General features: G+C 66.5%; 22 protein-coding genes and 1 tRNA gene. 10 read left to right on the top strand and 13 right to left on the bottom strand.

The features are described from left to right. Positions 1 to 79: 79 nt before the first annotated feature. Together folE2 and ASD22_RS14955 are read left to right on the top strand one after the other, a co-directional pair. Entirely contained in the window at positions 80 to 1,030 is a 951-nt protein-coding gene (gene folE2 / locus ASD22_RS14960) for a GTP cyclohydrolase FolE2 (protein WP_056085584.1), read from the top strand. Positions 1,031 to 1,132: 102 nt separating this feature from the next. Beyond that, the gene (locus ASD22_RS14955) at positions 1,133 to 2,359 is read left to right on the top strand and encodes an MFS transporter (RefSeq protein ID WP_056085314.1); all 1,227 of its coding nucleotides are present in this window, start codon (positions 1,133 to 1,135) and stop codon (positions 2,357 to 2,359) included. Positions 2,360 to 2,519: 160 nt separating this feature from the next. On the opposite strand, the gene ASD22_RS14950 is transcribed toward ASD22_RS14955, so the two are convergent. The 3 genes from ASD22_RS14950 to ASD22_RS14940 form a co-directional block, all read right to left on the bottom strand. Further along, complete coding sequence (locus ASD22_RS14950) at positions 2,520 to 4,172, bottom strand: M28 family metallopeptidase (protein ID WP_056085311.1); 1,653 nt, start codon at positions 4,170 to 4,172, stop codon at positions 2,520 to 2,522. Between the two features lie 93 nt (positions 4,173 to 4,265). Then, on the bottom strand, positions 4,266 to 7,412 hold the full coding sequence (locus ASD22_RS14945; protein ID WP_162245079.1) for a ligand-binding sensor domain-containing diguanylate cyclase: 3,147 nt from the start codon (positions 7,410 to 7,412) through the stop codon (positions 4,266 to 4,268). Between the two features lie 432 nt (positions 7,413 to 7,844). Continuing rightward, the gene (locus tag ASD22_RS14940; protein ID WP_056085583.1) at positions 7,845 to 8,261 is read right to left on the bottom strand and encodes a PepSY domain-containing protein; all 417 of its coding nucleotides are present in this window, start codon (positions 8,259 to 8,261) and stop codon (positions 7,845 to 7,847) included. A 224-nt stretch (positions 8,262 to 8,485) separates the two neighbouring features. Between ASD22_RS14940 and ASD22_RS14935 the strand changes: the two genes are divergently transcribed. Continuing rightward, complete coding sequence (locus tag ASD22_RS14935; protein WP_056085306.1) at positions 8,486 to 8,761, top strand: hypothetical protein; 276 nt, start codon at positions 8,486 to 8,488, stop codon at positions 8,759 to 8,761. A gap of 83 nt (positions 8,762 to 8,844) precedes the next feature. On the opposite strand, the gene ASD22_RS14930 is transcribed toward ASD22_RS14935, so the two are convergent. The 5 genes from ASD22_RS14930 to ftsY form a co-directional block, all read right to left on the bottom strand. Then, a tRNA-Phe gene (locus ASD22_RS14930) sits at positions 8,845 to 8,920 on the bottom strand. A gap of 82 nt (positions 8,921 to 9,002) precedes the next feature. Beyond that, positions 9,003 to 9,281, bottom strand: coding sequence for an oxidative damage protection protein (locus ASD22_RS14925; protein WP_056085305.1), 279 nt, complete (start codon positions 9,279 to 9,281; stop codon positions 9,003 to 9,005). 89 nt (positions 9,282 to 9,370) lie between these two features. After that, the gene (gene mutY, locus ASD22_RS14920; protein ID WP_056085302.1) at positions 9,371 to 10,441 is read right to left on the bottom strand and encodes an A/G-specific adenine glycosylase; all 1,071 of its coding nucleotides are present in this window, start codon (positions 10,439 to 10,441) and stop codon (positions 9,371 to 9,373) included. Further along, positions 10,438 to 11,520, bottom strand: coding sequence for an AsmA family protein (locus ASD22_RS14915; protein WP_056085299.1), 1,083 nt, complete (start codon positions 11,518 to 11,520; stop codon positions 10,438 to 10,440). The genes mutY and ASD22_RS14915 overlap by 4 nt, the downstream gene beginning before the upstream one ends. A gap of 70 nt (positions 11,521 to 11,590) precedes the next feature. After that, a complete protein-coding gene (gene ftsY / locus ASD22_RS14910; RefSeq protein WP_082520292.1) occupies positions 11,591 to 12,715 on the bottom strand; it encodes a signal recognition particle-docking protein FtsY in 1,125 nt (374 codons plus the stop codon). Between the two features lie 110 nt (positions 12,716 to 12,825). Here ftsY and rsmD point away from each other — a divergent pair, with 110 nt between their 5' ends. The 6 genes from rsmD (at position 12,826) to ASD22_RS14880 (ending at position 17,936) form a co-directional block, all read left to right on the top strand. Continuing rightward, positions 12,826 to 13,395, top strand: coding sequence for a 16S rRNA (guanine(966)-N(2))-methyltransferase RsmD (gene rsmD, locus ASD22_RS14905; RefSeq protein ID WP_056085582.1), 570 nt, complete (start codon positions 12,826 to 12,828; stop codon positions 13,393 to 13,395). 121 nt (positions 13,396 to 13,516) lie between these two features. After that, entirely contained in the window at positions 13,517 to 14,056 is a 540-nt protein-coding gene (gene coaD, locus ASD22_RS14900; RefSeq protein ID WP_056085296.1) for a pantetheine-phosphate adenylyltransferase, read from the top strand. After that, positions 14,049 to 14,552, top strand: a complete 504-nt coding sequence (locus ASD22_RS14895; RefSeq protein ID WP_056085294.1) for a hypothetical protein — start codon at positions 14,049 to 14,051, stop codon at positions 14,550 to 14,552. The genes coaD and ASD22_RS14895 overlap by 8 nt, the downstream gene beginning before the upstream one ends. Before the next feature lie 60 nt (positions 14,553 to 14,612). Beyond that, the gene (locus ASD22_RS14890; protein WP_056085292.1) at positions 14,613 to 14,873 is read left to right on the top strand and encodes a YfhL family 4Fe-4S dicluster ferredoxin; all 261 of its coding nucleotides are present in this window, start codon (positions 14,613 to 14,615) and stop codon (positions 14,871 to 14,873) included. After that, a complete protein-coding gene (gene ggt / locus ASD22_RS14885; RefSeq protein WP_056085290.1) occupies positions 14,870 to 16,615 on the top strand; it encodes a gamma-glutamyltransferase in 1,746 nt (581 codons plus the stop codon). Before ASD22_RS14890 ends, ggt begins: the two co-directional genes overlap by 4 nt. Positions 16,616 to 16,859: 244 nt before the next feature. Beyond that, the gene (locus ASD22_RS14880) at positions 16,860 to 17,936 is read left to right on the top strand and encodes a TMEM43 family protein (protein ID WP_235577662.1); all 1,077 of its coding nucleotides are present in this window, start codon (positions 16,860 to 16,862) and stop codon (positions 17,934 to 17,936) included. A gap of 130 nt (positions 17,937 to 18,066) precedes the next feature. Here ASD22_RS14880 and ASD22_RS14875 read toward each other — a convergent pair whose 3' ends face one another. The 5 genes from ASD22_RS14875 to ASD22_RS14855 form a co-directional block, all read right to left on the bottom strand. Beyond that, positions 18,067 to 19,323, bottom strand: coding sequence for an HDOD domain-containing protein (locus ASD22_RS14875; protein ID WP_056085288.1), 1,257 nt, complete (start codon positions 19,321 to 19,323; stop codon positions 18,067 to 18,069). Between the two features lie 130 nt (positions 19,324 to 19,453). After that, on the bottom strand, positions 19,454 to 19,900 hold the full coding sequence (locus ASD22_RS14870; RefSeq protein ID WP_056085285.1) for a flagellar protein FlgN: 447 nt from the start codon (positions 19,898 to 19,900) through the stop codon (positions 19,454 to 19,456). Further along, positions 19,897 to 20,223, bottom strand: a complete 327-nt coding sequence (gene flgM / locus ASD22_RS14865) for a flagellar biosynthesis anti-sigma factor FlgM (protein ID WP_056085284.1) — start codon at positions 20,221 to 20,223, stop codon at positions 19,897 to 19,899. Before flgM ends, ASD22_RS14870 begins: the two co-directional genes overlap by 4 nt. A gap of 78 nt (positions 20,224 to 20,301) precedes the next feature. Further along, on the bottom strand, positions 20,302 to 21,024 hold the full coding sequence (gene flgA, locus ASD22_RS14860) for a flagellar basal body P-ring formation chaperone FlgA (RefSeq protein ID WP_235577661.1): 723 nt from the start codon (positions 21,022 to 21,024) through the stop codon (positions 20,302 to 20,304). After that, the gene (locus ASD22_RS14855; protein WP_056085282.1) at positions 21,021 to 22,325 is read right to left on the bottom strand and encodes a methyl-accepting chemotaxis protein; all 1,305 of its coding nucleotides are present in this window, start codon (positions 22,323 to 22,325) and stop codon (positions 21,021 to 21,023) included. Before ASD22_RS14855 ends, flgA begins: the two co-directional genes overlap by 4 nt. A 193-nt stretch (positions 22,326 to 22,518) precedes the next feature. Between ASD22_RS14855 and ASD22_RS14850 the strand changes: the two genes are divergently transcribed. Further along, a complete protein-coding gene (locus ASD22_RS14850) occupies positions 22,519 to 23,451 on the top strand; it encodes a chemotaxis protein (protein WP_056085280.1) in 933 nt (310 codons plus the stop codon). The last annotated feature ends 254 nt before the right edge of the window (positions 23,452 to 23,705 follow it).

Genomic DNA, 23,705 nt, shown 5'->3' with positions numbered 1-23,705 from the left:
TGCACCGGGGCGCTGATGCCTCAAACTTGAACGTCGCGGCGCCATGCATCCTCGCCACGACGATCCCCAGGACAAAACCATGACCAACCAGGAAAACACCGCCCGCCTGCTACCCGATGTGGCCGTGCACGCACAGCCGCATCTCGCCGGCGCGCTGGACTGGGTCGGCATGGCCGAGATCCAGGTGCCGGTGCGTTTCGATGCCGGCGATGGCGATGTGCAGCGCGCCAGCGCGCGGGTTGGCGCCTTCGTGAACCTGAAACGGCCGGACAAGCGCGGCATCCACATGTCGCGGCTGTACCTGCAGGCCGAGCAGGCGCTGAGCACGCAAACGCTCAGCGCCGAGACGCTGCAGGCGCTGCTGCGCGGTTTTCTCGACTCGCACGCCGATCTGTCCGACCGTGCCTGCCTCAGCATCCGTTTCGAGCACCTGGTGCGCCGGCCTGCGTTGCGTAGCGCCAACAGCGGCTGGCGCGCCTATCCGGTGACCATCGAGGCCAGCCTCACCGGCAGCGCGTTCCTGCTGGAGCTGGGCACCGAGGTGGTTTATTCGTCCACCTGTCCGGCGTCGGCGGCGTTGTCGCGGCAGTTGATCCAGGACCAGTTCGCCAGCGATTTCGCGGCCGACGCCACGCTCGATCGCGCCGCGGTGCTGGAATGGCTGGGCAGCGAAAAAGGCATCGTGGCCACGCCGCATGCGCAGCGCAGTGTCGCCTGTCTGCGGGTGCGTCCCGCGGCGGGTGCGCCGTTGCAACTGATCAGCCTGATCGATCGCGTCGAGGCGGCACTCGGTACGCCGGTGCAGACGGCGGTGAAGCGCCAGGACGAGCAGGCCTTCGCGCTGGCCAACGGCGGCAACCTGATGTTCTGCGAGGACGCGGCCCGCCGTATCCAGAAGGCACTCGATGCCGATGCCGCACTGGATGATTTCCACATCCGCGTGGAGCATCAGGAAAGCCTGCACCCGCACGACGCCGTGGCGTATGCCAGCAAGGGCGTCGACGGCGGCTACGGCGGCGTCAAGTTCTAGCGCTGTTTCGCCGGCGCCGCGCTACGCCGGTTGTATCTGTTTTGCGATGGGTGATGTGCCGTGGCTGGTGCCTCGTCCCTTGCGCTCTCGATCGAAGACACCATGCAGACCCGCGCCGAAAACATCCCCTTGTCCGTCGCCCCGGAAGCGTCGCCCGAGCGCACGCAGTTCGCCGTACTCGGCGGCATCAGCGTGGCGCACATGCTCAACGACATGATCCAGTCGTTGATCCTGGCGATCTATCCGCTGCTTAAAAGCGATTTCCACCTCAGTTTTGCCCAGGTCGGCCTGATCACGTTGACCTACCAGCTCACCGCCTCGCTGCTGCAGCCGCTGGTGGGCATGGTGACCGACCGCAAGCCGATGCCGTATTCGCTGCCGATCGGCATGGGCTTCACCTTGAGTGGCCTGCTGCTGCTGTCGGTGGCGCCCACCTTCCCGATCCTGCTGCTGGCGGCGGCGCTGGTCGGTACCGGCTCATCAGTGTTCCATCCGGAATCCTCGCGCGTGGCGCGGATGGCCTCGGGCGGGCGGCACGGCCTGGCGCAATCGCTGTTCCAGGTCGGCGGCAACACCGGCTCGTCGCTGGGCCCGCTACTGGCGGCATGGCTGGTTGTGCCGCACGGGCGCGGCAGCGTGGCGTGGTTCTCGCTGGCGGCGTTGCTGGCGATCGTGGTGCTGCTGCAGGTGGGCCGTTGGTACGGCCGCCACCACCTCACCCGCGGCAAATCGCGGTCGCGGCATCTGGCGGTGGTGGCGTTGCCGCGCAACAAGGTGATCGCGGCGCTGGGCGTGCTGGGCCTGCTGATCTTCTCCAAGTTCTTCTACCTGGCCAGCCTCAGCAGTTATTACACGTTCTACCTGATGCACAAGTTCGGCGTCTCGGTGCAGAGCGCGCAGGTGCATTTGTTCGTGTTCCTGTTCGCGGTGGCGATGGGCACGCTGGTGGGCGGCCCGGTGGGCGATCGCATCGGGCGCAAGTGGGTGATCTGGGTTTCGATCCTGGGCGTGGCGCCGTTCACCCTGGCGCTGCCGCACGTGGGGCTGATGTGGACCGGCGTGTTGACGGTGATCATCGGCCTGATCCTGTCCTCGGCGTTCTCGGCCATCCTGGTCTACGCGCAGGAACTGGTGCCGGGCCGCGTGGGCATGATCTCGGGCCTGTTCTTCGGCTTCGCCTTCGGCATGGGCGGCATCGGCGCCGCCGTGCTGGGCGCGCTGGCCGACGTGCACGGCATCGAATATGTCTACGGCCTGTGCGCCTTCCTGCCGCTGATGGGACTTATCACGGTGTTCCTGCCGAACATCGAAAAGCGCGCCCACGCCTGACGCTTTTGCAGGAGCGCACCCTGTCCACAAGGGACTTCCTTCGGTCGTGCGCGATGTTCTGACCTTTGGCGGTCTGTGGGAGCGACTTCAGTCGCGATGCTCTAAGGCAGCACGAAACCAAAAAGCATCGCGACTGAAGTCGCTCCCACAGGGGCAGAAATCACTTTCGTTCCGCAGCGCTCTTGTCGCGGATGGCGCGGAATTCGGAATCCTTGCTCCAGTCCGGCCATGCATCGGAATTGGCCAGGTCGTTGCCTACCGTGTAGAGCAACTGCAGGTCGCGGGCCATGCCGGTGAATGACCAGTCGGCCTGCCATTCGTCGGCGGGCTGGTGGTAGCGCTTTTCGGTGTAGTCGTCTTCGGCCGCCTTGCCCGCGGCAAGGCCGCCATCGACCCAGTCATTGCCCGAGCCGAACGAGACGGCGGGTACGCCGCGCTTGGCGAACGAGAAATGATCGGAGCGGAAGAAGTAGCCGGCTTCCGGTTTCGGGTCGGGCGTATAGACCATGCCGTAGGACTTCGCCGCGGTGATCAGGTCATCCAGCAGACCCAGCCTGGCGCTGCCGGAAATGGTGAAGTTGCGGGCGGGGCCGTGCGGATCGAGTGCATCGACGTTGAGTACGCCGGCGGTTTTCGCCAGCGGGTACAGCGGATTGGCGGCGTAGTACTCGGAGCCGAGCAGGCCTTTTTCCTCGGCGGTGACGTTGAGGAAAATCACCGAGCGCTCCGGCTGAGGACCGTGCGCGAACGCGCGGCCCAGTTCGATCAGCGCCGCGGTGCCGGTGGCGTTGTCCACGGCGCCGTTGTAGATGCGGTCGCCCCTGGCGTCGGGTGCGCCGACGCCAAGGTGATCCCAGTGCCCGCTGTAGATCACGGTTTCGTCGGGGCGCTTGCTGCCCTCGACGCGGCCGACGATGTTGTGTGAGGTGATCACCTTGGTATCGGCCTTGAAGTGGGCTGAGAGGCTTTCGCCTTTCAGCATCACCGGCTGGAAATCGCGGGTTTGCGCCTTTTGCTTCAGCGCCTCGAAATCCAGCCCCGCGCCCTTGAACATGGTCACCGCCAGGTCGCGCTGGATCCAGCCTTCCAGCTCGGGATGCACCTCGGCCGGCTTGTCGCGCACGATGTCGAACATCGTGTTGGTGTTGGAATTCTTCACCGTGGCCCAGCCGTAGGAGGCGGGCGCGGTTTCGTGGATCACCAGCATGCCCAGCGCGCCTTGCCGCGCGGCTTCCTCGTACTTGTAGGTCCAGCGGCCGTAGTAGGTCATGGCCTTGCCGCCGAAGTCCCCCTTGCCGGTTTCGAAATCGGGGTCGTTGATCAGCACCACGGCGATCTTGCCGTGCAGGTCCACGCCCTTGTAATCGTCCCACTGGCGCTCGGGTGCCTTGACGCCGTAGCCCACGAACACCAGCGGCGCATCGGCGATGGTTACGCTGTTGCTGCCGTTGGTGGGGGCGCGCACCGCGATCTGTTCACCCTGGGTCAGCGCTTGCGGCTTGCCGTCGATGGTGAGCGTCAACGCCGGCGTGCCGACGATCGCGCTGCGCAACAGCGGCACGGCCTGGGTCCAGGTGCGCTTGCCGTCGACAATGTCGCCGCCGGGCTGCACGCCGGCGGCCTTCATCTGCGCCACCACGTAGTCGATGGTGCGCGTCTCCGCCGGCGTGGCCGGGCCGCGGCCCTCGAACGCGTCGGAGGACAGCGTCTTCACTTCCGCGGACAGGCGCTGGGTGCTGAAGGTCGGCGGGGCGGCTGCGATCGCCAGCGTGCAGGTGGACAACGCCAGCGTGGAGAGGATCAGTCGTTTCACGGGCAACTGCCTGTCGGAAAGGTTCTCCGATAGTAGTCAGCGGGGCGGGGCGTATCCATGTGTCGGTGGGCATGGTCGATCCACCGGCGCGGCCTAATTCGAGGGCGATACCTGCAGCCGCAGATAACCTTCGGCCACCAGCGCGTCCAGGTTCGCGGTCAGCGGCAGGTCGGTGGTTCCGGCCGCCGGCGTGTGCAACTGGCGCACGCCGACCCAGCTGTTGCGGCCGTTGTGCTTGGCCGCGTACAGGCACTGGTCGGCCAAGCTCACCACGTCTTCCCAGCTGAACCGCCACGGCTCGCTGGGCAGCACGGGGTAGCTGGCAAAGCCGATCGAGCAGGTGCGGCGGATGAACACGCCGTTGCCGAGGTCGAATTCGTGCTGCGCCATCAGGCGACGGATGTGCTCGGCGATCACCGGCCCCGATTCGCTGTTGGTGCGGCGGGCGATGACCAGAAATTCCTCGCCGCCCCAGCGTACCGGTGTATCCGTTTCGCGGATGGCGGCGAGGGTGATGTCGCGCAGCTGCGCCAGCACGCGATCGCCTGCCGCGTGCCCGTAGTGATCGTTGACGTCCTTGAAGTGGTCGATGTCGATCAGCAGGAACAGCAGGTTGATGTTGGCGGCGGGGCCTTGCGCTGAGTTCGGGCCGAGCTCGCGATACAGGCGCAGTACCGAGGCGACGTCACGGCCCACGTTTTCCAGCGCATAGCGGCGGTTTTTCATGCCGGTAAGCGCATCGGTAATGGTCTGCCGCTGCAGTGCGCAGTTGGCTTCCTCCAGCGCGTGGTTCGATGCGGAAAGCTCCTCGGTACGCTGCTCGATCAGGCGCGCCAGCTCGCGGTTGCGCCGCTGCAGCACGGCGGAGCGCAGCTGGATACCCAGCGCGGCCACCAGATAAGCCAGCACGAAATAACCCAGATAGGCCCACCAGGTGCGATACCACGGTGGCAGCACCTGGAAGGCAAATTCCGCGTCCGCGCCGATGTTGCCGCGGAAATCGCGCGAACGCACGCGGAAGCGGTAATCGCCCTCGTGGATGTTGGTGTAGTCGCGATAGGTTTCCGTGCTCCAGTCCGACCAGCGCGCATCGGCGCCTTCCAGTTGCACCTGAAAGGTGTTGGCGGCGCGCGCGCGGAAATTCGGCGCGGCGTAATCGAAGCGCAGGCTGTTGTTGCCCCATGGCAACTTCAGCGTGGGCGGTGTGGTGCTTGCGCCGCCCCACAACACATGGCCGTTTCCGTCGGAAATCTTGCGCAGCAAGGTGGGCAGCGGCTTGTCCGGCGGCGGGGTGATCGAGGAGTCCAGTCGATACAGGCCGTCGCTGGAGCCGAACCAGGTGATGCCGTCGGGCTCGGCGTAGAGGGTGTACATCTCCACCCCGGACAGCGCGCGCAACGGTTGCGGCTCCCAGTGGTAGTGGCCCTTGGCATCGGCCACGGCCACGCCGGTTTCGCGGATGGTCTTGGTGCCGTCGGCGGTGTACATCCAGATGTGCCCGGGCACGCTTTCGCTGAGTCGCGAAAGCCGCCTCGCACCCTGTGGGAACAGGCTGGCGAACGCGGTATCCGGTTGCAGCCTGGCGCGCTTCTCGTCGTAGAGGTAGATGCCCTGGGCGGTAACCACGCGCAACCCGGCGGCGAGCGACATCACGAACGCATAGTTGGGGCCGGCGACCGAATCACGGTGCTGCTGGAACGACTGCGTATGCGGTGGCACGCCGTCGCCTGGCTGCCATCCGTCCGGCAGGGCAACGCGGATGGCGCCGTTGCTGAGCGTGCCTAGCCAGAGGTTGTCGTGGTCATCGTGGGCCAGGGAGCGGATGTCGCCGGAAATGCCGGGAATCCGGCCTTCGTCGATCCACTTGCCGCCATCGCGGCGCATCACCGCCAAGCCGTTGCGCAGGCCCACGAAGACGCGCGAGGGGTCGCGTACCGAACGCAGCAGCGAAAAGGCCACGTCACCGGAGGTGCATACCTGCGCCGCGCAGGGTTTGGCGACGCCATTCCTCACTTCAACCACACCTTGCGAAGTCGCCGCCAGCAGCGAGTCGCCCATGTCCAGAAAGCTCCAGACCTGCGCGCGGACACCATCCAGCGCCGCGAACTCCGCGTTGCCGTCGACCCCGCTGTGCAGCAGGAACAGGCCCTTGGTGGTACCGACGTAGAGCTCGCCCCGGAAACGCTGCATCGCCAGCACGGTGCCGTCCAGTCCGGAGTTGCGCGAAAACAGGGTCAGCGGGGATGCCACGTCGAGGCGGCTGAGGCCGTTGTCCAGTGCCAGCCACAAGCCATGCTCCCGGTCCTGGAACATCGACAGGACGGTGTCGTTGATGAGGCCTTCGTTGCGGCGTAGCCGCTCCAGCAGGTGGCCCATGCGGTCGACCAGCAGCACGCCGCCCTGCAGTGTGCCGACGGCCAGGGTGCCATTGGCAAGCCATTGCGCGTCGTACAGCTGGTCGTCGCGCAGGATCTTGTTTGTCTCGTTGGGCCAGGCGGCAAGGCGGCCGTTGTCCAGCACAAGCCAGCCCCGTTCGCGGGTGCCGACCAGCAGCGGCCCGTCGTGGTCGGCCTCGTCGCCCCAGGCCACCAGCGCGTGGATCCTTTCGTGCGCAAAACGCGCGCCACCCTTGACCATCTTCAGTTGGTCACCAACGACCTCCATCAGCCCGCGACCCTCGGCGCGCACGTAGAACCGGTCGCGCACCTTGAAGAAATAATCGAACGGGGTGGTGGCCGTCCAGACGTCCATATGCTTGTCGCGCAAGCGGAACAACTGGGCCACCGTGCCAAAATAGACCCCGTCGTCGGTGACGAAAATACGCCACACGTCGGCGAAATTGCGATAGGCAGGGGCGACGCGGTCGAGCAGGGAGACGTAGTGCATGCGGCCATGCACATCGGGTTCGAGGTAGCCGAACTCGCCGATGCACCCCACGTACACGCGGCCGTTGGCGTCGACCGCCAGTGAACGCACGGAGCTCTGGTTGGGCACGGGGATGCGGCGCCAGCGGGTGCCGTCGTATTCCAGCACGCCATCATCGCTGTTGCCCACGTAGATCACGCCGCGCCGGTCCTGCGTCACCGCCCAGTTCTGTGGTGCGGCGCCGTAATCGAGCGGGCTGAAGTTCTGCAGCAACGGCACGCCGGCCTCGGCGGCGTGTTTGCTCTCGATGGTGGATTCCGCGTTGGCTGGGTACGCGCAAAGCCACAGCGAGGCCAGCAAAGTGGCGATTTTCATCCACGCCATGCTGGCGCGCCTTGCACAGGGCAAGGCGCGCACAGCAGGGCCAACAACGCATGGCGCCGTCGACGGGTGGATGACCACAGTCATGCTGAACGTGACTCCGGCTGATTTTGCTCAGCCATCGTTAAAGACAAAGCTTCCCCGCGGCCCGATCCGTGCCGATAGTGAGTCGGCCATGGCCGCAGCTTCCCCATCAACGCTGTTTCTCGTCCAGCTTCCGGTTTCAAACCTGCCCCTGCCGGCTCCGGCACAAACATCCATCGGGCGATGGGTGCACGGATACCTGAGCGGCCATTATTGGCAAAACTTTAGGTGTTGGCGCAAATGGGGCGCCCCCGGAGGGTGGCTGGCGCGCCGAAGGGCAGGGTGGCCAGGGCGCGCCATCGAAGGCACTGAGGCCTCCGATGGCGACGGTTGGAGCGGGACTCAGTCCTTGCCGATGACCTGGCCGTTGCTCGGGTCCAGCCGCAGCTCCACCTTGTTGCCCGCTGCATTTTTTGCCTTGGCCTTCCAGACGCCGTCATCGAAGTCCACGTCGTGGACATCGGTATAACCCTGGGTGGACAGCGACGCGCGCACATCCGCCTCGCTCAACTTCGATACCTCGTCCTCCGGGTACACCTTGCCGGTGGCCGGGTCGATGCGCACATCCACGTCGTTGCCATCCGCGCTTTTCGCGTCGGCGTGCCACATGCCGTCCTTGAACTCCACGTCATGGATCTTCGTGTAACCCTGCGCGGTCAATTTGGCCTGCACCTGCGGTGTCGTCATCGACTGTGCGAGCGCCGCCGCGGAAACGCCCAGACCAAGCCCGAAAGCCAGCGCAGCGGCACCGATTTTCATCCACGCGGCGGTCCGCGTGCCGTGCAAGTTCGTCTGTGTCATGTCGACTCCTCGTAATGGACGAAGCGCGAGTGTTGAGCGCCGTCGATCAAGTCGCGGTGAACAGAATGTCAGGGCGAACAGGCGGCAAAAAGCCGCATCCCGTACGTTATCCACGTCGCCGAGACGTCACCGGTGCGAGACTGGCAACGATCGGTAGATACCGACGCCTTTGGAGCGTTCGCATGGGCAACACCAATCTTCCGCAATTCGGTGCCGCCGGCGTCGACAACAGTCGAGACACCTTGCCGGGTACGGCGCAGTTGACCGACCGGCAGCGCAACAAATCGCCGGTTGTCGCTGAAAGCGCCGCCATGGCGGCGGCGCTGATGTCGAAAACCGCACCGTTGCCGGCTACCGAGCACCAACTCCGCGCCCCCGACGCCACGCTCGGCCTCGAAGAGCTGCTCGCCTATGGCGGCCACCACAACACGGGGTATTCGCCTTCCGACGCCACCTGACGTTTACCTGCAGCCATGCCGATGGCGCTGCGCGTCAGACACAAAGAAAAAGGGCCCGCATCGCTGCGAGCCCTTTTCATGCATGGTGGCCGGGGACGGAATCGAACCGCCGACACGGGGATTTTCAATCCCCTGCTCTACCAACTGAGCTACCCGGCCGGAAACCTGGAACCATGGGCGAACCGTGCGGTTGCCAATGATGCGTGGGAGCCGCGCATTAGACCGAATGTGCGGGTTTTCGTCAAGACTCCGTGTCTGGCGGGACGAAGCCGGGAGGCATGGCGGACTCGCCGCCGAACAGGAATTTCTCCATTTCCCCGCTCAGGTACTTGCGCGCTTCGGCGTCGAGCGGGTTGAGTCGGTACTCGTTGATGAGGATGGTCTGGCGCGCCAGCCATTGCTGCCAGGCGGGCTTGGAGATTTCGGCGTAGATGCGCTGGCCCAGCGGGCCGGGCCAGGGGGCGAAGTCGAGGCCTTCGGCGTCGGCGTCGAGCTTGGCGCAGTGAATGGTACGGGTCATGGGGTTTCCTGGAAGCTTCGCGGAATTCTGCGGGAGTGCGCTGCGTTGCGCCCTGATCGGTATCAAGCGCATCGCGCACGAATGCGTGTCTACGCGGTGTTCTGCAGCAGGGTGCGGACTGGCGCCGGCAGGCCGAGTGCGGCCAGTTCGGTGGCGCTGCACCAGCGCAGGTCGGGATTATCGGCGATGGCGGCGTGTGCCGTCGTCCGATCGAACAGCAGCGGCTCGATCGCGAGCCGGTAGTGGCTGAAGACGTGGGTGAAGGGGGCCAGCGCCTGGGCGTCGTCGATCCGTGCGTGCCGTTGCGCGAGGCGCCAGGCGTCGTCGGTGCTGGCGGCTTCGGGCAGGCTCCACAGGCCCGACCAGACGCCTTGCGGGCCGCGTCGTTCCAGCAGCACGCGGCCATCGCGGTCGCGCAGCACGAGCATCACGGTGGCGCGGGTGAGCAGGGCTTTCGATGGTTTGCGGCTGGGCAGTTCCGCGGTGAGGTTGTCGCGGTAGGCAATGCAGTCGCTGGCCAGCGGGCAAGCGTCGCAGCGCGGGCGCGAGCGCACGCAGAGGGTGGCGCCCAGATCCATGATGGCTTGCGTGTAATCGGCCAGCCGCGCGGTTGGCGTGTGGCTTTCGGCGTGCAGCCACAGCAACTTTTCCACCGCGCTCTGGCCGGGGTGGCCGTGGATGCCGTGGTAGCGGGTCAGCACGCGCTTCACGTTGCCGTCGAGAATGGCGAAGCGCAGGCCATGGGCTTGCGCCAGGATCGCGCCGGCAGTGGAGCGGCCGATGCCGGGCAGGGCGCTGAGGGCGACGAAATCGCGCGGCAGTTCGCCGCCGTGCTGCTCCACGCAGATCTGCGCGGCGCGGTGCAGGAAGCGCGCGCGGCGGTAGTAGCCGAGGCCGGACCACAGCGCCAGCACGGTGTCTTCGTCCGCGGTGGCCAGGTCGCGCAGCGTGGGCAAGGCTTCGGTGAAGCGCTGGAAATAACCGATGACCGTGGCGACCTGGGTCTGCTGCAGCATGATTTCCGACAGCCACACGCGGTAGGCGTCGCGGCCGTCAGCATCGCCCGACTGCCATGGCAGGTCCTTGCGGCCATGCTGGTCGAACCAGTGAAGCAGGCGCGCCGCGACGGTCGGCGCGCCTCGGGTCGTGCTGCGGGTCACCTGGAAACCGCCGGCTTTTTTCCCCGCACGGGGGCGGGTGATGCCGGGGCGGCGGCACTGGCCGCTGCGGGCACTTCGTCACCGGCACGCAATGTGAGGCCTTCGATGGTGATGCCGCCCATGTCGATTTTCGCGATGTCGGCGCGGCCGCTTCCCGGTGGCACGGTCAGCTGGGTGTTGTCGCCACTGCCCACGTGGCGCCACCAGCGTGCCAGCGCCAGCGGCGGCAGTTGCAGGTCGGCGTGGTTGTCCGGGCCGTCGAGCTTCAGCGAAAGCAGCAGCGGTTTGCTCTGGTTGGCGGGGGTCAACGCCAGCGAAATCGCGTATTGCCCGGCCGTCGCATGGTCGAGTGTGCCGGCGAGGCTGGCGGCAGCATCGGCGGCGCCATGCCAGCGTGCGCTGCCGGCCAGTTGCATGTGGGTGGCGACGCCTTGCGAAAGGTACAGGGCAATGTTTTCCAGTTGCAGCGCGTTGCCCTGGATGCGCGGCGTGGCCGAGAGGCGCAGCTGGAGCGGCATGCCGTCGGCGGTGTTGGCGGAAATGCTGAGCGGGAATGGCACGCCGGACGCGAGGCTGCCCGCTTCCAGCGAAAGATTGCCCAGCAGCAGCTGATCGCCGCGCACCACGCTGCCGTGATCGATGCTGACGCCAGTGTCGATGCGCGGAATGTCTGGCGGCGTGTCCGGGCCGCGCGCGGGCAGCGCGTTGATCCAGGCTTGCAGTGCATCGAGATCCACGCGGGGCGAGTTGATCTCCAGCCGGGTGATGACCGTGGGGCCGCCGAGCAAGGTGCGCCAGGGCAGCGCCAGGCGCCCGCCGGAAGCCAGCAGGATGGGGCGGTTCGCCCCTTGCGCGTTGATGGTGATGCCGTGCAGGTCCAGCGCTGGGCGCGGGAACAACGACGGGCTGGCCGGGCGCGAAAGGTTGAGTTCCAGCCCCGCGTTGGCGGCCTGGTTCTGCAACATCGCGGTGAAGCGATCGGGCTGCAGCAGGAAATAGACCGAGCCCACCAGCAGCAGCAACACCGCCAGGGCGCTGGCGCCGACGATCGCAAGTATCCGTCGCAACCGTGGGCTCATCGCTCAGCCTCGCGCCGGCAAGATGGCCGCCACCGGCACGTGGCGCTGGCGGCCCCGGATGGGCGCCGGCTCAATCACGACCGAGGCTGGCCGGCAGCAGGCCGTCGACATAGGCCTGGGCGTCGAAGGTGCGCAGGTCGGTGGCGCTTTCGCCCAGCCCCACGAAGCGGATGGGCAAGCCGAACTCGCGCGCCAGCGCGAACACCACGCCGCCTTTGGCGGTGCCGTCCAGCTTGGTCACCACCAGGCCGGTGACACCCACGATCTCGCGAAACTGGCGTACCTGGTTGACCGCGTTCTGGCCAGTGGTGCCGTCGATCACCATCAACACCTCGTGCGGCGCGTCGGCGTCGATCTTCTTCAGCACGCGGGCGATCTTGCCCAGCTCGTCCATCAAGCCGCCCTGCGTATGCAGCCGGCCGGCGGTATCGGCGATGAGTACATCGGCGCCGCGTGAACGCGCAGCCTGCAGGGCGTCGAAGATCACGCTGGCCGCGTCGGCGTCCTGGCCTTGCGAAATGACCGGCACCTTGTTGCGTTCGCCCCAGGTTTTCAGCTGCTCCACGGCGGCCGCGCGGAAGGTGTCGCCGGCGGCCAGCATCACCGCGTGCTTCTCGTCGCTCCAGCGGCGCGCCAGCTTGCCGATGGTGGTGGTCTTGCCGGCACCGTTGATGCCCACCACCAGCACCACGAACGGCTGCTTGCCCGATACCTGCAGCGGTTTCTCGACGGGCTGCAGCAGCGCAACCAACGCCTGGCGCAGCGCGTCGAGCAGGGCTGGCGCATCGGCGAATTCGCGCTTGTGCATGCGTTTGCGCAGGGCTTCCACCAACGCGGTGCTGGCTTCCACGCCCACGTCGGCGGTGATCAGCGTGGTTTCCAGCTCATCCAGCAGATCGTCGTCGAGCTTGGGATTGCGCACGAACAAGGTGCCGAGGCCGCGGGCGAACGAGTTTCCCGCCAGGCGCTCGCGCCAGCTGCGTTTGGCCGGCGCCTCGGCGCTGACGGCCACGGCCGTTTCTGCGGCGGCAGCTTGTTCGTCGGACGCGGGTGCCTCGGTCAGCGCTACCGGCAAATCCTGCGGATGGCTTTCGGCGGCGACGACATCGGCCTTGGTGTCGACCTGCGGCTCCTGCGCGTCCTCCGTTGTGGCCGATGCGGTTTCGGTCGGCTTTTTCTTCCAGAATTTGAGCATTGCGGGCGCGATTCAAAGACAATGGGCGGCATGCTATCACCCCAACCTGTACTGCCCGCTGAGGATGTTTCGGCCGTCCCGCATGCCTGCCGCCGCGATGGGTGGCGCTGGTGAGCACTGCCCGCCAGGGGGCCCCCGGTCGCATCCGCATCATCGGCGGCAACCTGCGCAATTCGCGGCTCGATGTGGCGGACATGCCGGGCCTGCGGCCCACGGCCGAGCGGCTGCGGGAGACCCTGTTCAACTGGCTGGCCCCCACCATCGCCGGTGCGCGTGTGCTTGATTTGTGCGCGGGTACGGGCGCGCTGGGCATCGAGGCGTTGTCGCGCGGTGCAGCCAGCGTGCAGTTCGTCGAGCGTGAGGCGCGGGCGGCGCGGGCGATCGAGCAGAATCTGGCCCGGCTCAAGCAGGCCGGCGGCGCGGTGGCGGCAATGGATGCGGAGGCTTTCCTGCGTGGGACGGGGCGGCCGCATGATCTGGTCTTGCTGGACCCACCGTTTGCGCTGGGGTTGTGGGAAGCGCTGGCGCAGCAACTGGAACAGGGTGGCTGGCTGGCCACGGCGGCGTTGATCTACGTGGAATCGCCGCGCGCGGTGACGCCGACCCTGCCGCCGAACTGGCAACTGCAACGGGAGAGCCATGCCGGCGATGCGCGCGGGGCGCTTTATCGCCGTGCCTGACCGGCACGCCGCGCCATGCCGCCGGTGCATCCGTTAAGCTAGGGCTCCGGGTGGTTTCCCCGTCCAGGCTTCAGGGCCCTGGCCTTCATTCACAGGCGTTGTTGAACTCGTGAACAAACCTTTGGGCAATCCGCGTCTGGCTGTCTATCCAGGCACGTTCGATCCGATCACCAATGGCCATGCCGACCTGGTGTCGCGCGCCGCCACGTTGTTCGATCACGTGGTGGTGGCGGTGGCCGACAGCTCCAGCAAGGGGCCGGTTTTCAGCATCGCCGAGCGGATCACCCTGGCGCGGCTGGCGCTGGCCGATCTGCCGAACGTGGAAGTGCGCGGCTTTGATTGCCTGCTGGCCACCTTCGTGCAGGACATCGGCGCCGGCGTGATCATCCGCGGTTTGCGCGCGGTGTCGGATTTCGAATACGAATTCCAGCTGGCCAGCATGAATCGCCACCTGATTCCGCAGGCCGAGACGCTGTTCCTGACGCCAGCCGAGCAATACAGTTTCATTTCGTCCTCGCTGGTGCGCGAGATCGGCCGCCTCGGCGGCGAGATTTCCGGTTTCGTGCATCCGGCGGTACAACAGGCCATGCGTCAACGCTGGCAGAAGAGCCGCACCGGCTCAAACAACCAACCCGAAAAAGAAGGTGACCACCATGCGTAAGTTCGCTCTCCTCGCCGCCGTCGCGCTGGCTGCTGCTTTGACCCTGTCCGCTTGCAGCAAGCATGAGGACGAGCAGCAGGCCGCCTCCGCCCAGGCCGCCCAGGTAACCCGCCCGGCCGACAAGAACGACACCGAAGGCTGGAACAAGTACCTTGTGCAGCTGCTGCAGAAGAACCTGCAGGGCATGAGCGCGTCGCAGCCGTACGCCTATCTGGTCACCCCCGGCGACACCGATGAGGCCAAGGCGCAGAACGACCGCCAGCTGTCCACCGTGCAGGACACCGTGGCGCGCGGCGTGCTGCCGGGCAACCTGCTGGCCTTTGCCGGCCCGGATTCGGCCAAGACCGCCGACCTGGTCGTGACCGCCTTCACCGGCGCCAAGGCTGGCTCGTTCAAGGACGTGATCGTGCTGTTCATCGGTGACCAGGCCGACCAGCAGCGGGTGGAAGAAGCGATCAAGCCCACCGGCGCCACGTTCCGTTTCGTGCAGATGTGATCAGGCGGGCGGGGACGGGCACGCGCTTTCGCGGCCCATCCCTCGCCCGTCGGCTTTCCCATGTCCCTGAAAATCCTCGACACCTGCGTCAATTGCGATGTTTGCGAACCGGCCTGCCCCAACAAGGCGATCTCGCTGGGCGAACAGTTCTACGTGATCGACCCGGCCCTGTGCACCGAGTGCGTGGGCCATCACGACGAACCGCAGTGCATGGTGGTCTGCCCGGTCGAGTGCATCATCACCGACCCCGAGCACATCGAGTCGCATGATCAACTCGATCTCAAGTATCGCCAGCTGATGGCGATGGAGCCTGCTGCATGATTTTTTCGCCGCGTTGGTCCGTGCTGCCCTCACGCGTATTCCTGGCCAGCCTGCTGTTTACCTGCGGCGCGGCGCTGGCTGCCGATGGCGCACCCCGAACGACGCCGGCGACAACCACTGCGGTGGCGCAACCGGACCAGCGCCCGGGGCATTCCGCCGTCGCCAGCGCGAACTTCCTGGCGACCGACGCGGGGCTGGAGATCCTGGCCAAGGGCGGCAACGCGTTCGACGCCGCGGTGGCGGTGGCGGCCACCCTGTCGGTGGTGGAGCCGGAAAGCTCGGGCATCGGCGGCGGCTTCATGGCCGTGCTGCATCGGGCGAAGGATGGCCACAACGTTTTCATCGACGCGCGCGAGACGGCACCCGCGGCTGTCGACCCCAAGGATTACCTCAACCCCGACGGCACACCCAATCGCGATGCGGCGTTGAAGGGGCCGCTTTCGGCGGGCATTCCCGGCGAGCCGGCCGGTCTGGTGCTGATCGCCGAGCGTTATGGAAGGCTGTCGCTGGCCCAGTCGCTGGCGCCTGCGATCCGGCTGGCCCGCGACGGCTTCAAGCCTGACCCGCGGCTGCGCGAGGCGATCGCGGGGCAGCAGAAAGACCTGCGGCGCTGGCCCGCTTCGGCGGCCAAATTCCTGCCCGACGGCAACCCGCCGGTGGAAGGGAAGCTGTGGCGCGACCCGGACCAGGCGAAGACGCTGGAAGCGATTGCCGCGCATGGCAACGACGGCTTCTATCGCGGCCCGACGGCGAAGAAGCTGGTGGACGCGGTGCGCGCCGCCGGCGGCAACTGGACCCTGGCCGACCTTGAGAGCTACCAGGCCAAGGAACGCCAGCCGATCAGCGTCGATTACCGCGGCTATCGCATCATCACGGCGCCACCACCGTCGTCCGGCGGCGTGGCGATCGCCGAGATCCTCAACATCCTGTCCGGCTTCGAGCTGGACAAGCTGGACCAGGCCCATCGCGTGCACCTGATCGTGGAGGCGATGCGCCGCGCGTTCCGCGACCACAACGACTACCTGGGCGACCCGGATTTCGTGAAGATGCCGCTGGACATGCTGCTGTCGCCGTTCTACGCCGACGGCCTGCGCCAGAGCATCCTGCCGGGCAAGGCCACGCCTTCATCGATGTTGCCGCACCGGACCGCGCGCGATCCGGGCATGCATACCACGCACTTCTCGATCATCGACAAGGACGGCAACATGGCCGCGGTGACGTCCACCGTGAATTACATCCTCGGCTCCACCTTCGTGGCCGAGGGCACCGGCGTGCTGCTGAACGACGAGATGGACGATTTCGCGCTGGTGCCCGGCAAGCCGAACGTCTACGGCCTGCTCGGCAGCGCGGCGAACGCGCCGGAAGGCGGCAAGCGGATGCTGTCGTCGATGTCGCCGAGCCTGGTGATCGGCGCCGACCGCAGCGCGGTGATCGGTTCGCCCGGCGGTTCCACCATCATCACCCAGGTGCTGGAAGGCATCCTGCATTTCATCGATGGCGAAAGCGCGCAGCAGATCGTGGCGCACAAGCGCTTCCATCACCAGTTCCTGCCCGACGTGGTGGACGTGGAGCCGGGCATGTTCGACAAGGCCACCAGCGCCGACCTCACCGCGATGGGTTACACCTTGAACGACCGCAAGCCGTGGGGCTTCATGAACGTGGTGACGTGGGACCATCGGACCAACAAGCTTGATGCCGCCAGCGATCCGCGTCGGCCCTCCGGATCGGGCAGAGTGCAATAGGCGGCTGGCGGTCCGGAACGATCGCGCTTGGTGCGGGTGGCGATCGTCCGCGGCCTGCTTGGCCCATACCTTGCTTGAGACGGGGTTATGGCCGCGCCCGGCGCCATTTTCGGCTGTCGGTCGTTGATCGTCCCGTGTTCGTGGCAGTGGAGTATCAATTTGTGACGGAACTGGTCCCGCCCGCAGGCAATATCGCAGCCACAGGCGTTCGAGTGCGCGTCGTTCGTCGACATGCGCGCCGGGGATGTTCGCGTCCGTTCTTTTTGCCTGGGGCGCCGGGCTGATGTTGCCGGCATGGGACGACGCCATGCGCGGGCGCCTGTTGCGGCTGGTGGGGGCGTTGCTGTTGCTGGCCGGCATCGGCTGGGCCGCGACCACCGAGCGCGGCATCATCACCTATCGCGAAGCAATGAGCCGCCATGGTGGGCAGCTGGTGGACCTGGGCGCCTCCGCCCTGCCGCAAGCGGGCCAGGCCGGCTATCTCGCGCGGTTGAGCGGGGTGCCGCGGGTGGTGGTGGCGCCGCGTGATCCGGAGTTCAACCTGCGCCGGGATACGCCCGTGCTGATCCGCCACGTGGAAATGTTCCAGTGGCGCGAGGTCCGCTTCGGCGGCAATACCGACTACGAGCTGGACTGGGTGGATCAGCCGGTCGATTCCAGCAAGTTCGAGCGACCGGCCGGGCACGCCAATCCGGGCGCGTTCCCGATCGCCGCGCGCCAGTTCGACGCCGACCGGGTGCAATTGGGCGGCTTCGCGCTGGACCGCAGCCTGCTCCACGCGCTGCCCGGCGTGCAGCGCGTGGAGCCGGACGTGAAGTCATTGCCGGCCAATCTCGCGGCCACCTTCGTGCCGTACAACGGCTATCTCGTGACCAGCGCCAACCCCGGCGATCCGCACCGCGGCGATTTGCGGGTGAGTTGGGAGGAGGTTCCGCTGCAGCACGTGACCGTGGTGGCGCGCATCGATGGCGACCGCCTGGTGCCCGCGACGAAGACCACCGACGGCAAGGGCTTTGCGGTGGAAGTGGGCGACCGCTCGTTGCTGGACATGTTCCCCGACCTGCCCGAACCACCCACGTTCATCTACCTGTGGCGGGTGCTTGCCGTGCTTCTCGCCGCGCTGGGCGCGTACCTGATGCTGTCGGGCCACCGCGGGATCCAGCGTGATTTTCCGCTGTCGCTGGCGGTGGGCACACTGGTGGTCAGCGCCACGGCGACGGTGTTGTGGCTGGGCAGCGACACGCTACCCATGCTGTGCTGGCTGCTGGTGGCACTGCTGAGCGTGCTGGCGACGATCTGGTATTTGCGGCATACCAGTTGAGGGGCGGGATTGGGGATTGGGGATTCGCAAGAGCGAATGGTAGGAGCGACTTCAGTCGCGACACGCTTCGCCTCGAAGCAAAAGCGTCGCGACTGAAGTCGCTCCTACATATCCCGCGGGGTCTCGCGGATCAGTTCTCGGCCTGGCCGTTGGCGCTGGCGTAGACCTGGTCAGCCCACTGCGCGGCTTCGAGATAGATGGTGGCCATGCGCTGGATGCGCTGCGGCTGCGCGTGTTCGCTGGTCATCTTGCCCGCTTCCCACGCCAGGATCTGATCCAGCAGCTCCCCGAACGGACCGGCGCGGCGGGTCAGCGCGTCGCTGATTTCCGGTACCAGCCGCAGGTGGGTGAGCAGGAACTCCATCGGCGCGCACATCAGCGTGTCCAGCAGCGAGAACAGGCCTACGGTGAAGGCCATTTCCTCGTGGCCGTGCGGCATGCCGCTGGCCAGCTTTTCGCACATGTGGGCGCGGATCAACGCGGCGCGCAGCAGCTCGGGCGGTCGATCGTCCATGCTGCACAACGACATCGTGTCGATCCAGTTGCGCATGCGGGTGACGCCGAAGAAGATCGCCGCCTGCTGCACCGACTTCAGTTGCCGCGGCAACGCGAAATAAGCGGAATTGACGCAGCTGAGCAGCTTGTAGCTGAGCACCGCATCGTCGCGGATGATGTTGCCAAGCTCCACCGGCCCCGGATTGTTTTCCTGCAGCGCGCGCATCAGGCGCAGCATGCTGAGGCGGCTGGCGGTGAGCACCGGCACGGCCACCGGCTGCGGAATCAGCAGGTAGCGACCCTGGATTGCCTGCAGGGGCAGTTCCAGGCAACGCTCGTAAGTGGCGTGATCGTTGACCTGATCGGCAACCACCCAGATGCCGCGGGCGTGCAGCAGCTCGGTGCGCTGGCGCAGTACCTCGGGCGACAGCAAGGTGGCGTCCAGCCGCACGAACTGCACTATCTGCATCAGCGATTCGATCGCCAGGCTGCCATCCAGCTCCAGGTCGCCGGCATCGAGCATCAGCTGGCAGCCGCGCTGCGACATCAGCTGCAGACGCTTCATCAGCGGGGTGTTGTCGGCTACCTGCGGCTGCAGCAGCAGGCCGATGCGCGGCTGGTGCAGCAGCACGTCGGAATCTTCGGGCAGCAGTTCGGTGGGCAGGTTGAGGAAGGCACGATTGCCGCGAACCAGCCGGGTGAGCGCGCCGTCGGTCAGCGTGGAAAGTACGCGTTGCAGCAGGGTCTGTTCGTCGTCCGGTTCGCGATGGAAGGTGATTTCGTAGGCAAACAACTGCCGCTCACGGTCCAGCATGGGTACGCGCAATACCGGTAGCGGGGTGGTCATCGCTATGGGCAGGGGGATGTTGGCGGCGTCGGGCAAAGCAGACATAGGGAGAGAGCCGTTCGGGGAAACGTCGAGTTTGCTCATGCTTCTTCAATCGCGATAAATACGAAAACACGCGTGCTACGTTTTTGCGACAAGGGCGGCACAGTCTGCGATGAAGCGGACTGCATCATGGTCAGGCCTGAGCCAGCACTTGTGATCGGAGGCCGCCGCGGAGTCCGCCGGTGGGGCCATACAAGCCGGTTTCGCCGGCGTGTCCGGTCAGTACCGACAGTGCCTGGCGTACCTGGCCAAGGCGCTGGTTCACGGCGCGGCCGTTGCTCTGGTTGAGTTGCTGGCAGTGGCGCAGGGCCAGCAGCACCTGTGACCAGGTGGCGTCCAGCCTGGCCGCGGCGGCGGGCGCTTCGCGGCTCAACTGTTGCCGCTCCGCGTCGAGCTGCTCCAGCTGCAGCATGAGCTTCTGTTTGCTGGCGCCGGCTTCACCGAGCGCGTCGCTGTTGCCGGCATTCAAGGCCGTGCGCTCGTTCTCCAGCACTTGCGTCAGCTGCGTGATGGCCTGCTGCATGTCGCTGAGTACGGCACCCAGTGCATCGCTCAGTTCGCCCTGCAGCGGCCGGTTCATACGGCACCTGCGCCGATCTGGCGCTCGAATGACAGCATGCGGTCCGCGATCCGGCCGGCGTCGATCTGGTAATTGCCGTTGGCCAGTGCCTCGCGGATCTGTTCGACCCGCTTGGTGTCGATGGCGGACGACGTGTCCAGGCGCGCGGCTTCCTGCAGTGCCCGGGCTGAATCGGTCAACTTGAGTTGATCGTCCGACTGAGGCGTTACGGCGGCGCTGCTGCCGGCGGCAGCGGTGGTGGAGGCCGATGCCGATGCATTCCCGGTGGCGCCGGTTGCCTGGGGAAAATTCGGCAAACCATTGTTTTGAATGGAAGTGGTCATCGATCCTTCTCGCTGCAATATGAACCCTGTGTCTGACAGATCGGCCGGACCGGGGGAAACTTTAGTGGCGGTTGACGGTCAGGGCAGGGCGGTGACCACGCCGGGCGCGCTGACCATGGCGTCGACGATCTTGCCGGAGTTTTCGTTGCGAACGCGCAGGCGGGCGCCATTGTCGCCGCTGCCCAGCGCCACACCGTCGGCACGAACCTCAATGCTACCGAGCCGGGCTACTACCTGTACATGGTCGCCCGCGCGCACCATGCGTCGTCCGCCCAGTGCGCCGGGGCTCAGTACGGTGTCTTTTGGCAGTGCCCGCGACAAGGTTCGGCCGGCCACCTGTTGCAGGTTTTCCACGTAGCCGTAACCGAGACGGGTGATGTCGCGCTCTTCCGGGCGTACGTCGGCCAGGCTGAGGCCGTCGCCGCGTTGCAACGCGTGGCTGGTCACCAGCACGGTCCGGAACAGCTCCAGCTTCACCGGCACCCGCACGCTCCAGTGGCGTGGCTGCGTGCATTGCACCTGCACGCTCATGTGTGAGGGCGGAGTGGCGCGGTCGGGTACGGTGGCGATCAGCGGTTGCGCGCAGTCGTCCAGCTTCAATCGCATGTCGAGCGCTTCGGTGTGCACCACGACGCGGTTGCCGGGCATTGCGTAGTGTTCACGCACGGCCTGCTCGGCGGCGGCTCGTATGGCGTCGGGCGGCTGGGCCGCCCAGGCGGGAGTGGCGCAGATGCCCGCCCACGCCAGCACGCACCACATGGTGGTGTGCTGGAGGCGGGAACCTGGCGCGCCTTGCTTCATGCTTCCGCCAGCAGCGTGCCCAACTGGGCCAGCAATGCCTCGCGTCCGGCTTCCAGTTGTTGCGACAGTTGCGAAGCTTCCTCCAGCTGGCCGTCGCAGACCAGGGTGATGAAGCGCTGGCTCTGTTCGCACAGCAGGGTGCCGCTTTCGTCGAGCGCCGCACTGGCCGGTTTGTCCGGGTGCTGGGCGGTCAGGCGACGGACGGTGCGGTTGAGGGAATGGGTGTCGAACCAGCGCCGGTCCAGCGCGCTGGGGTCGAGCAGGGCCAGCTCCATGGCCTGGCGCAGGCTTGCGGCGCTCTCGCGCACGGTCAGGCTGAGGCTTGCCGCGTCGTTGCCGCTTTCGCTTTCCAGCCAGTCCAGGCCCAGCCGGTGCGCCAGCAATGCGGCGCGGTTGAGTGATTCGGCCTGGCGCCGTGCCTCGATACCGCGGCGCTGCAGCGCGCCCAGGGCGGCCTGCGCGGTGGTGGCGCGCGCATGTTGCGCGTCATGGTTTTGCAGCACGCCGGCCACGCGGCCGTGGGCCGTGCGCAGGGCTTCTCCGCCATCGTGCAGGGCGGTGGTGGCCTGGCCGACGCCGGTCTGCGCACGCTCCAGTTGTTGCAGGCCATGCTGCACGTCGCCGTCCAGTTGCAACGAGAAATCACCGATGGAGCCGGTGACGGTCTCGATCTCGGTGGTGGTAAGCGTGGTTTTTTCCGCCAGCTGCTTCACCTCGTCGGCGACCACGGCAAAGCCGCGGCCCGCCTCGCCGGCGCGGGCGGCTTCGATGGCGGCGTTAAGCGCCACCAGGTTGGTCTGGTGGGCGATTTCCTGCACCACACCGGTAAGTTTGCGGATCTGCGCCACCTGTTCGGCCAGCCGGCTCTGGTTGCGGTTCATCGCCGACAGCGCGCTGCGCAGCAGGCGCAACTGGCCGTCGAGTTCACTGACGCTGCCTTCGCCGGCCTGCCCGGCCTTGGCGGCCAGGTCCAGATCGGTGCCGATCTGGCGCAGTGCCGTCGAGATCCCGGCGCTGCCATCCGTCAAGCGATCGACGCTGCCGCGGCTTTCGGTGGCGGCCTTGTCCAGCGCGCTCTGCTCGCGCGAAAGCTGCTGCACCGCGGCCAGCACCAGGCTTTGCTGCTCCATGGCCTGCAGCGCAACCGCCGCCGGCGGCTGGCTGGCGGCACGGGCCAGCAGCGGCGCGATCACCCGCGCGGTGCGCGGATACTTGCGTCGCAACGCCGCGACCTGCTTCTCGTCGCCAGCGGCGGCTGCCTGCACCAGGGCGGTGAGGTGCGAGTTCCAAATCAAGCTCATGGGCAAACGGTGACCTTTAAATAGGCAAGGGTGCTATGGATGAATCGTCAACTGTCATCGAAACTTGAGCAAGCAAGTCATATGCCACCTTGCCCCTTGGGCGTGGCGCATGGGTGCTGCCTCAAGTGCGCCGCCTGATGGCCGATAGATTCAACTGGAACCGCGCGGTGCGGTTGGGCGTCGAGGAATCTGCATGAGCGGCACGCTACTGGACACGGTGGAACGGCATACCCGGCTGGCCGGGCACAACCGGGTGGCGATGCTGCTGTTCACGCTGGGCGACCAGCAATTGTTCGGCATCAATGTGTTCAAGGTGCGCGAGGTGCTGCGCCGGCCGCCGCTGGAGCGCATGCACGGTGTGCATGAATTGCTGGCCGGCAGCTGCGATTACCGCGGCCAGACCATTCCGGTGATCGACCTGGCCGCGGCGCTGGGCTATGCGCCGTTGCGCGACGTGGATTCGGCCCACCTGATGGTCACCGAGTTCAGCCGCTCGATGCAGGGTTTCCTGGTGTCCGACCTGCAACGGATGGTGCATTGCGATGGCGAATCGCTGGTGGCGCCATCTGGCGCGCTGGGGTTTGGCGCGCGGGTGAATGCGGTGACCCGCATCGACGGTGCGCTGATGGCGGTGATCGACGTGGAGCACGTGCTGGCCAGCATCGACTCGGGCCCGGCCGAGCTGTCGGCGCAGATGCAGCGCCTTTCCGACGACACCATGCTCAACCCGCGCCGGATCATGGTGGTGGACGATTCGGTGATCGCCCGGCGCCGGCTGGTGGCCTTGTTCAAGCAGATGAATATCGAATGCGTGGTGGCGCAGGATGGCCGCGAGGCGCTGGAGCGGCTGCTGGAACTGGTGGATGCCGATCCCGCCGACGGTGTGAAGCTGGTGGTGTCCGATATCGAGATGCCGCGGCTCGATGGTTACGCGCTGACCCGCGCCATCCGCGAAACCCCGTCCCTGCGCCAGCTCAAGGTGGTGCTGCACAGCTCGCTCAGCGGGCTGTTCAACGAGGCGATGGTGAAAGAGGTGAACGCCGACCGCTTCGTGGCGAAGTTCCAGCCTGACTTGCTGGCCAAGGCGGTGCTGGATTTGTTGCCGGAGCACGACGAAGAGGCGTAAAAGCCCCCCTTCCGCCCTGTCGGGCACCTTCCCCCGCAAGTGGGGGAAGGAAGCTGGCTGTTTCGAGGAGTCCTGTCACTCCCTTCCCCCGTGCAACGGGGGGAGGTGCCCGAAGGGCGGAATGGGGCGCTCTTCCGACAGCGTCAACAAACCGTCTCCAGCCCTGCGCCTTCTTTCCGACGCGCCGGGCAAATTCCCGCAAACCCAGTCCCAGCAAGGCTTTCAACGCGGTGGCATGCAATTTGCCTCCTGCT

Source organism: Rhodanobacter sp. Root480, from assembly GCF_001426645.1.
GTDB classification, from domain to species: domain Bacteria; phylum Pseudomonadota; class Gammaproteobacteria; order Xanthomonadales; family Rhodanobacteraceae; genus Rhodanobacter; species Rhodanobacter ginsenosidimutans.
Note: the sequence above shows the minus strand (reverse complement) of the source record. Positions and strands in the feature narration are given on the sequence as shown.

What these genes read in the sequence shown, in the direction of transcription:
- ggt (WP_056085290.1), top strand. Translation starts at nt 14,870, where the DNA reads ATGATTTTTTCGCCGCGTTGGTCCGTGCTGCCCTCACGCGTATTCCTG.
- ASD22_RS14955 (WP_056085314.1), top strand. Translation starts at nt 1,133, where the DNA reads ATGCAGACCCGCGCCGAAAACATCCCCTTGTCCGTCGCCCCGGAAGCG.
- flgM (WP_056085284.1), bottom strand. Translation starts at nt 20,223, where the DNA reads ATGACCACTTCCATTCAAAACAATGGTTTGCCGAATTTTCCCCAGGCA.
- ASD22_RS14895 (WP_056085294.1), top strand. Translation starts at nt 14,049, where the DNA reads ATGCGTAAGTTCGCTCTCCTCGCCGCCGTCGCGCTGGCTGCTGCTTTG.
- ASD22_RS14880 (WP_235577662.1), top strand. Translation starts at nt 16,860, where the DNA reads ATGTTCGCGTCCGTTCTTTTTGCCTGGGGCGCCGGGCTGATGTTGCCG.
- flgA (WP_235577661.1), bottom strand. Translation starts at nt 21,024, where the DNA reads ATGAAGCAAGGCGCGCCAGGTTCCCGCCTCCAGCACACCACCATGTGG.
- ASD22_RS14915 (WP_056085299.1), bottom strand. Translation starts at nt 11,520, where the DNA reads ATGAGCCCACGGTTGCGACGGATACTTGCGATCGTCGGCGCCAGCGCC.
- ASD22_RS14875 (WP_056085288.1), bottom strand. Translation starts at nt 19,323, where the DNA reads ATGTCTGCTTTGCCCGACGCCGCCAACATCCCCCTGCCCATAGCGATG.
- ASD22_RS14890 (WP_056085292.1), top strand. Translation starts at nt 14,613, where the DNA reads ATGTCCCTGAAAATCCTCGACACCTGCGTCAATTGCGATGTTTGCGAA.
- ftsY (WP_082520292.1), bottom strand. Translation starts at nt 12,715, where the DNA reads ATGCTCAAATTCTGGAAGAAAAAGCCGACCGAAACCGCATCGGCCACA.
- ASD22_RS14870 (WP_056085285.1), bottom strand. Translation starts at nt 19,900, where the DNA reads ATGAACCGGCCGCTGCAGGGCGAACTGAGCGATGCACTGGGTGCCGTA.
- ASD22_RS14935 (WP_056085306.1), top strand. Translation starts at nt 8,486, where the DNA reads ATGGGCAACACCAATCTTCCGCAATTCGGTGCCGCCGGCGTCGACAAC.
- ASD22_RS14925 (WP_056085305.1), bottom strand. Translation starts at nt 9,281, where the DNA reads ATGACCCGTACCATTCACTGCGCCAAGCTCGACGCCGACGCCGAAGGC.
- folE2 (WP_056085584.1), top strand. Translation starts at nt 80, where the DNA reads ATGACCAACCAGGAAAACACCGCCCGCCTGCTACCCGATGTGGCCGTG.
- ASD22_RS14945 (WP_162245079.1), bottom strand. Translation starts at nt 7,412, where the DNA reads ATGAAAATCGCCACTTTGCTGGCCTCGCTGTGGCTTTGCGCGTACCCA.
- ASD22_RS14940 (WP_056085583.1), bottom strand. Translation starts at nt 8,261, where the DNA reads ATGAAAATCGGTGCCGCTGCGCTGGCTTTCGGGCTTGGTCTGGGCGTT.
- ASD22_RS14850 (WP_056085280.1), top strand. Translation starts at nt 22,519, where the DNA reads ATGAGCGGCACGCTACTGGACACGGTGGAACGGCATACCCGGCTGGCC.
- ASD22_RS14855 (WP_056085282.1), bottom strand. Translation starts at nt 22,325, where the DNA reads ATGAGCTTGATTTGGAACTCGCACCTCACCGCCCTGGTGCAGGCAGCC.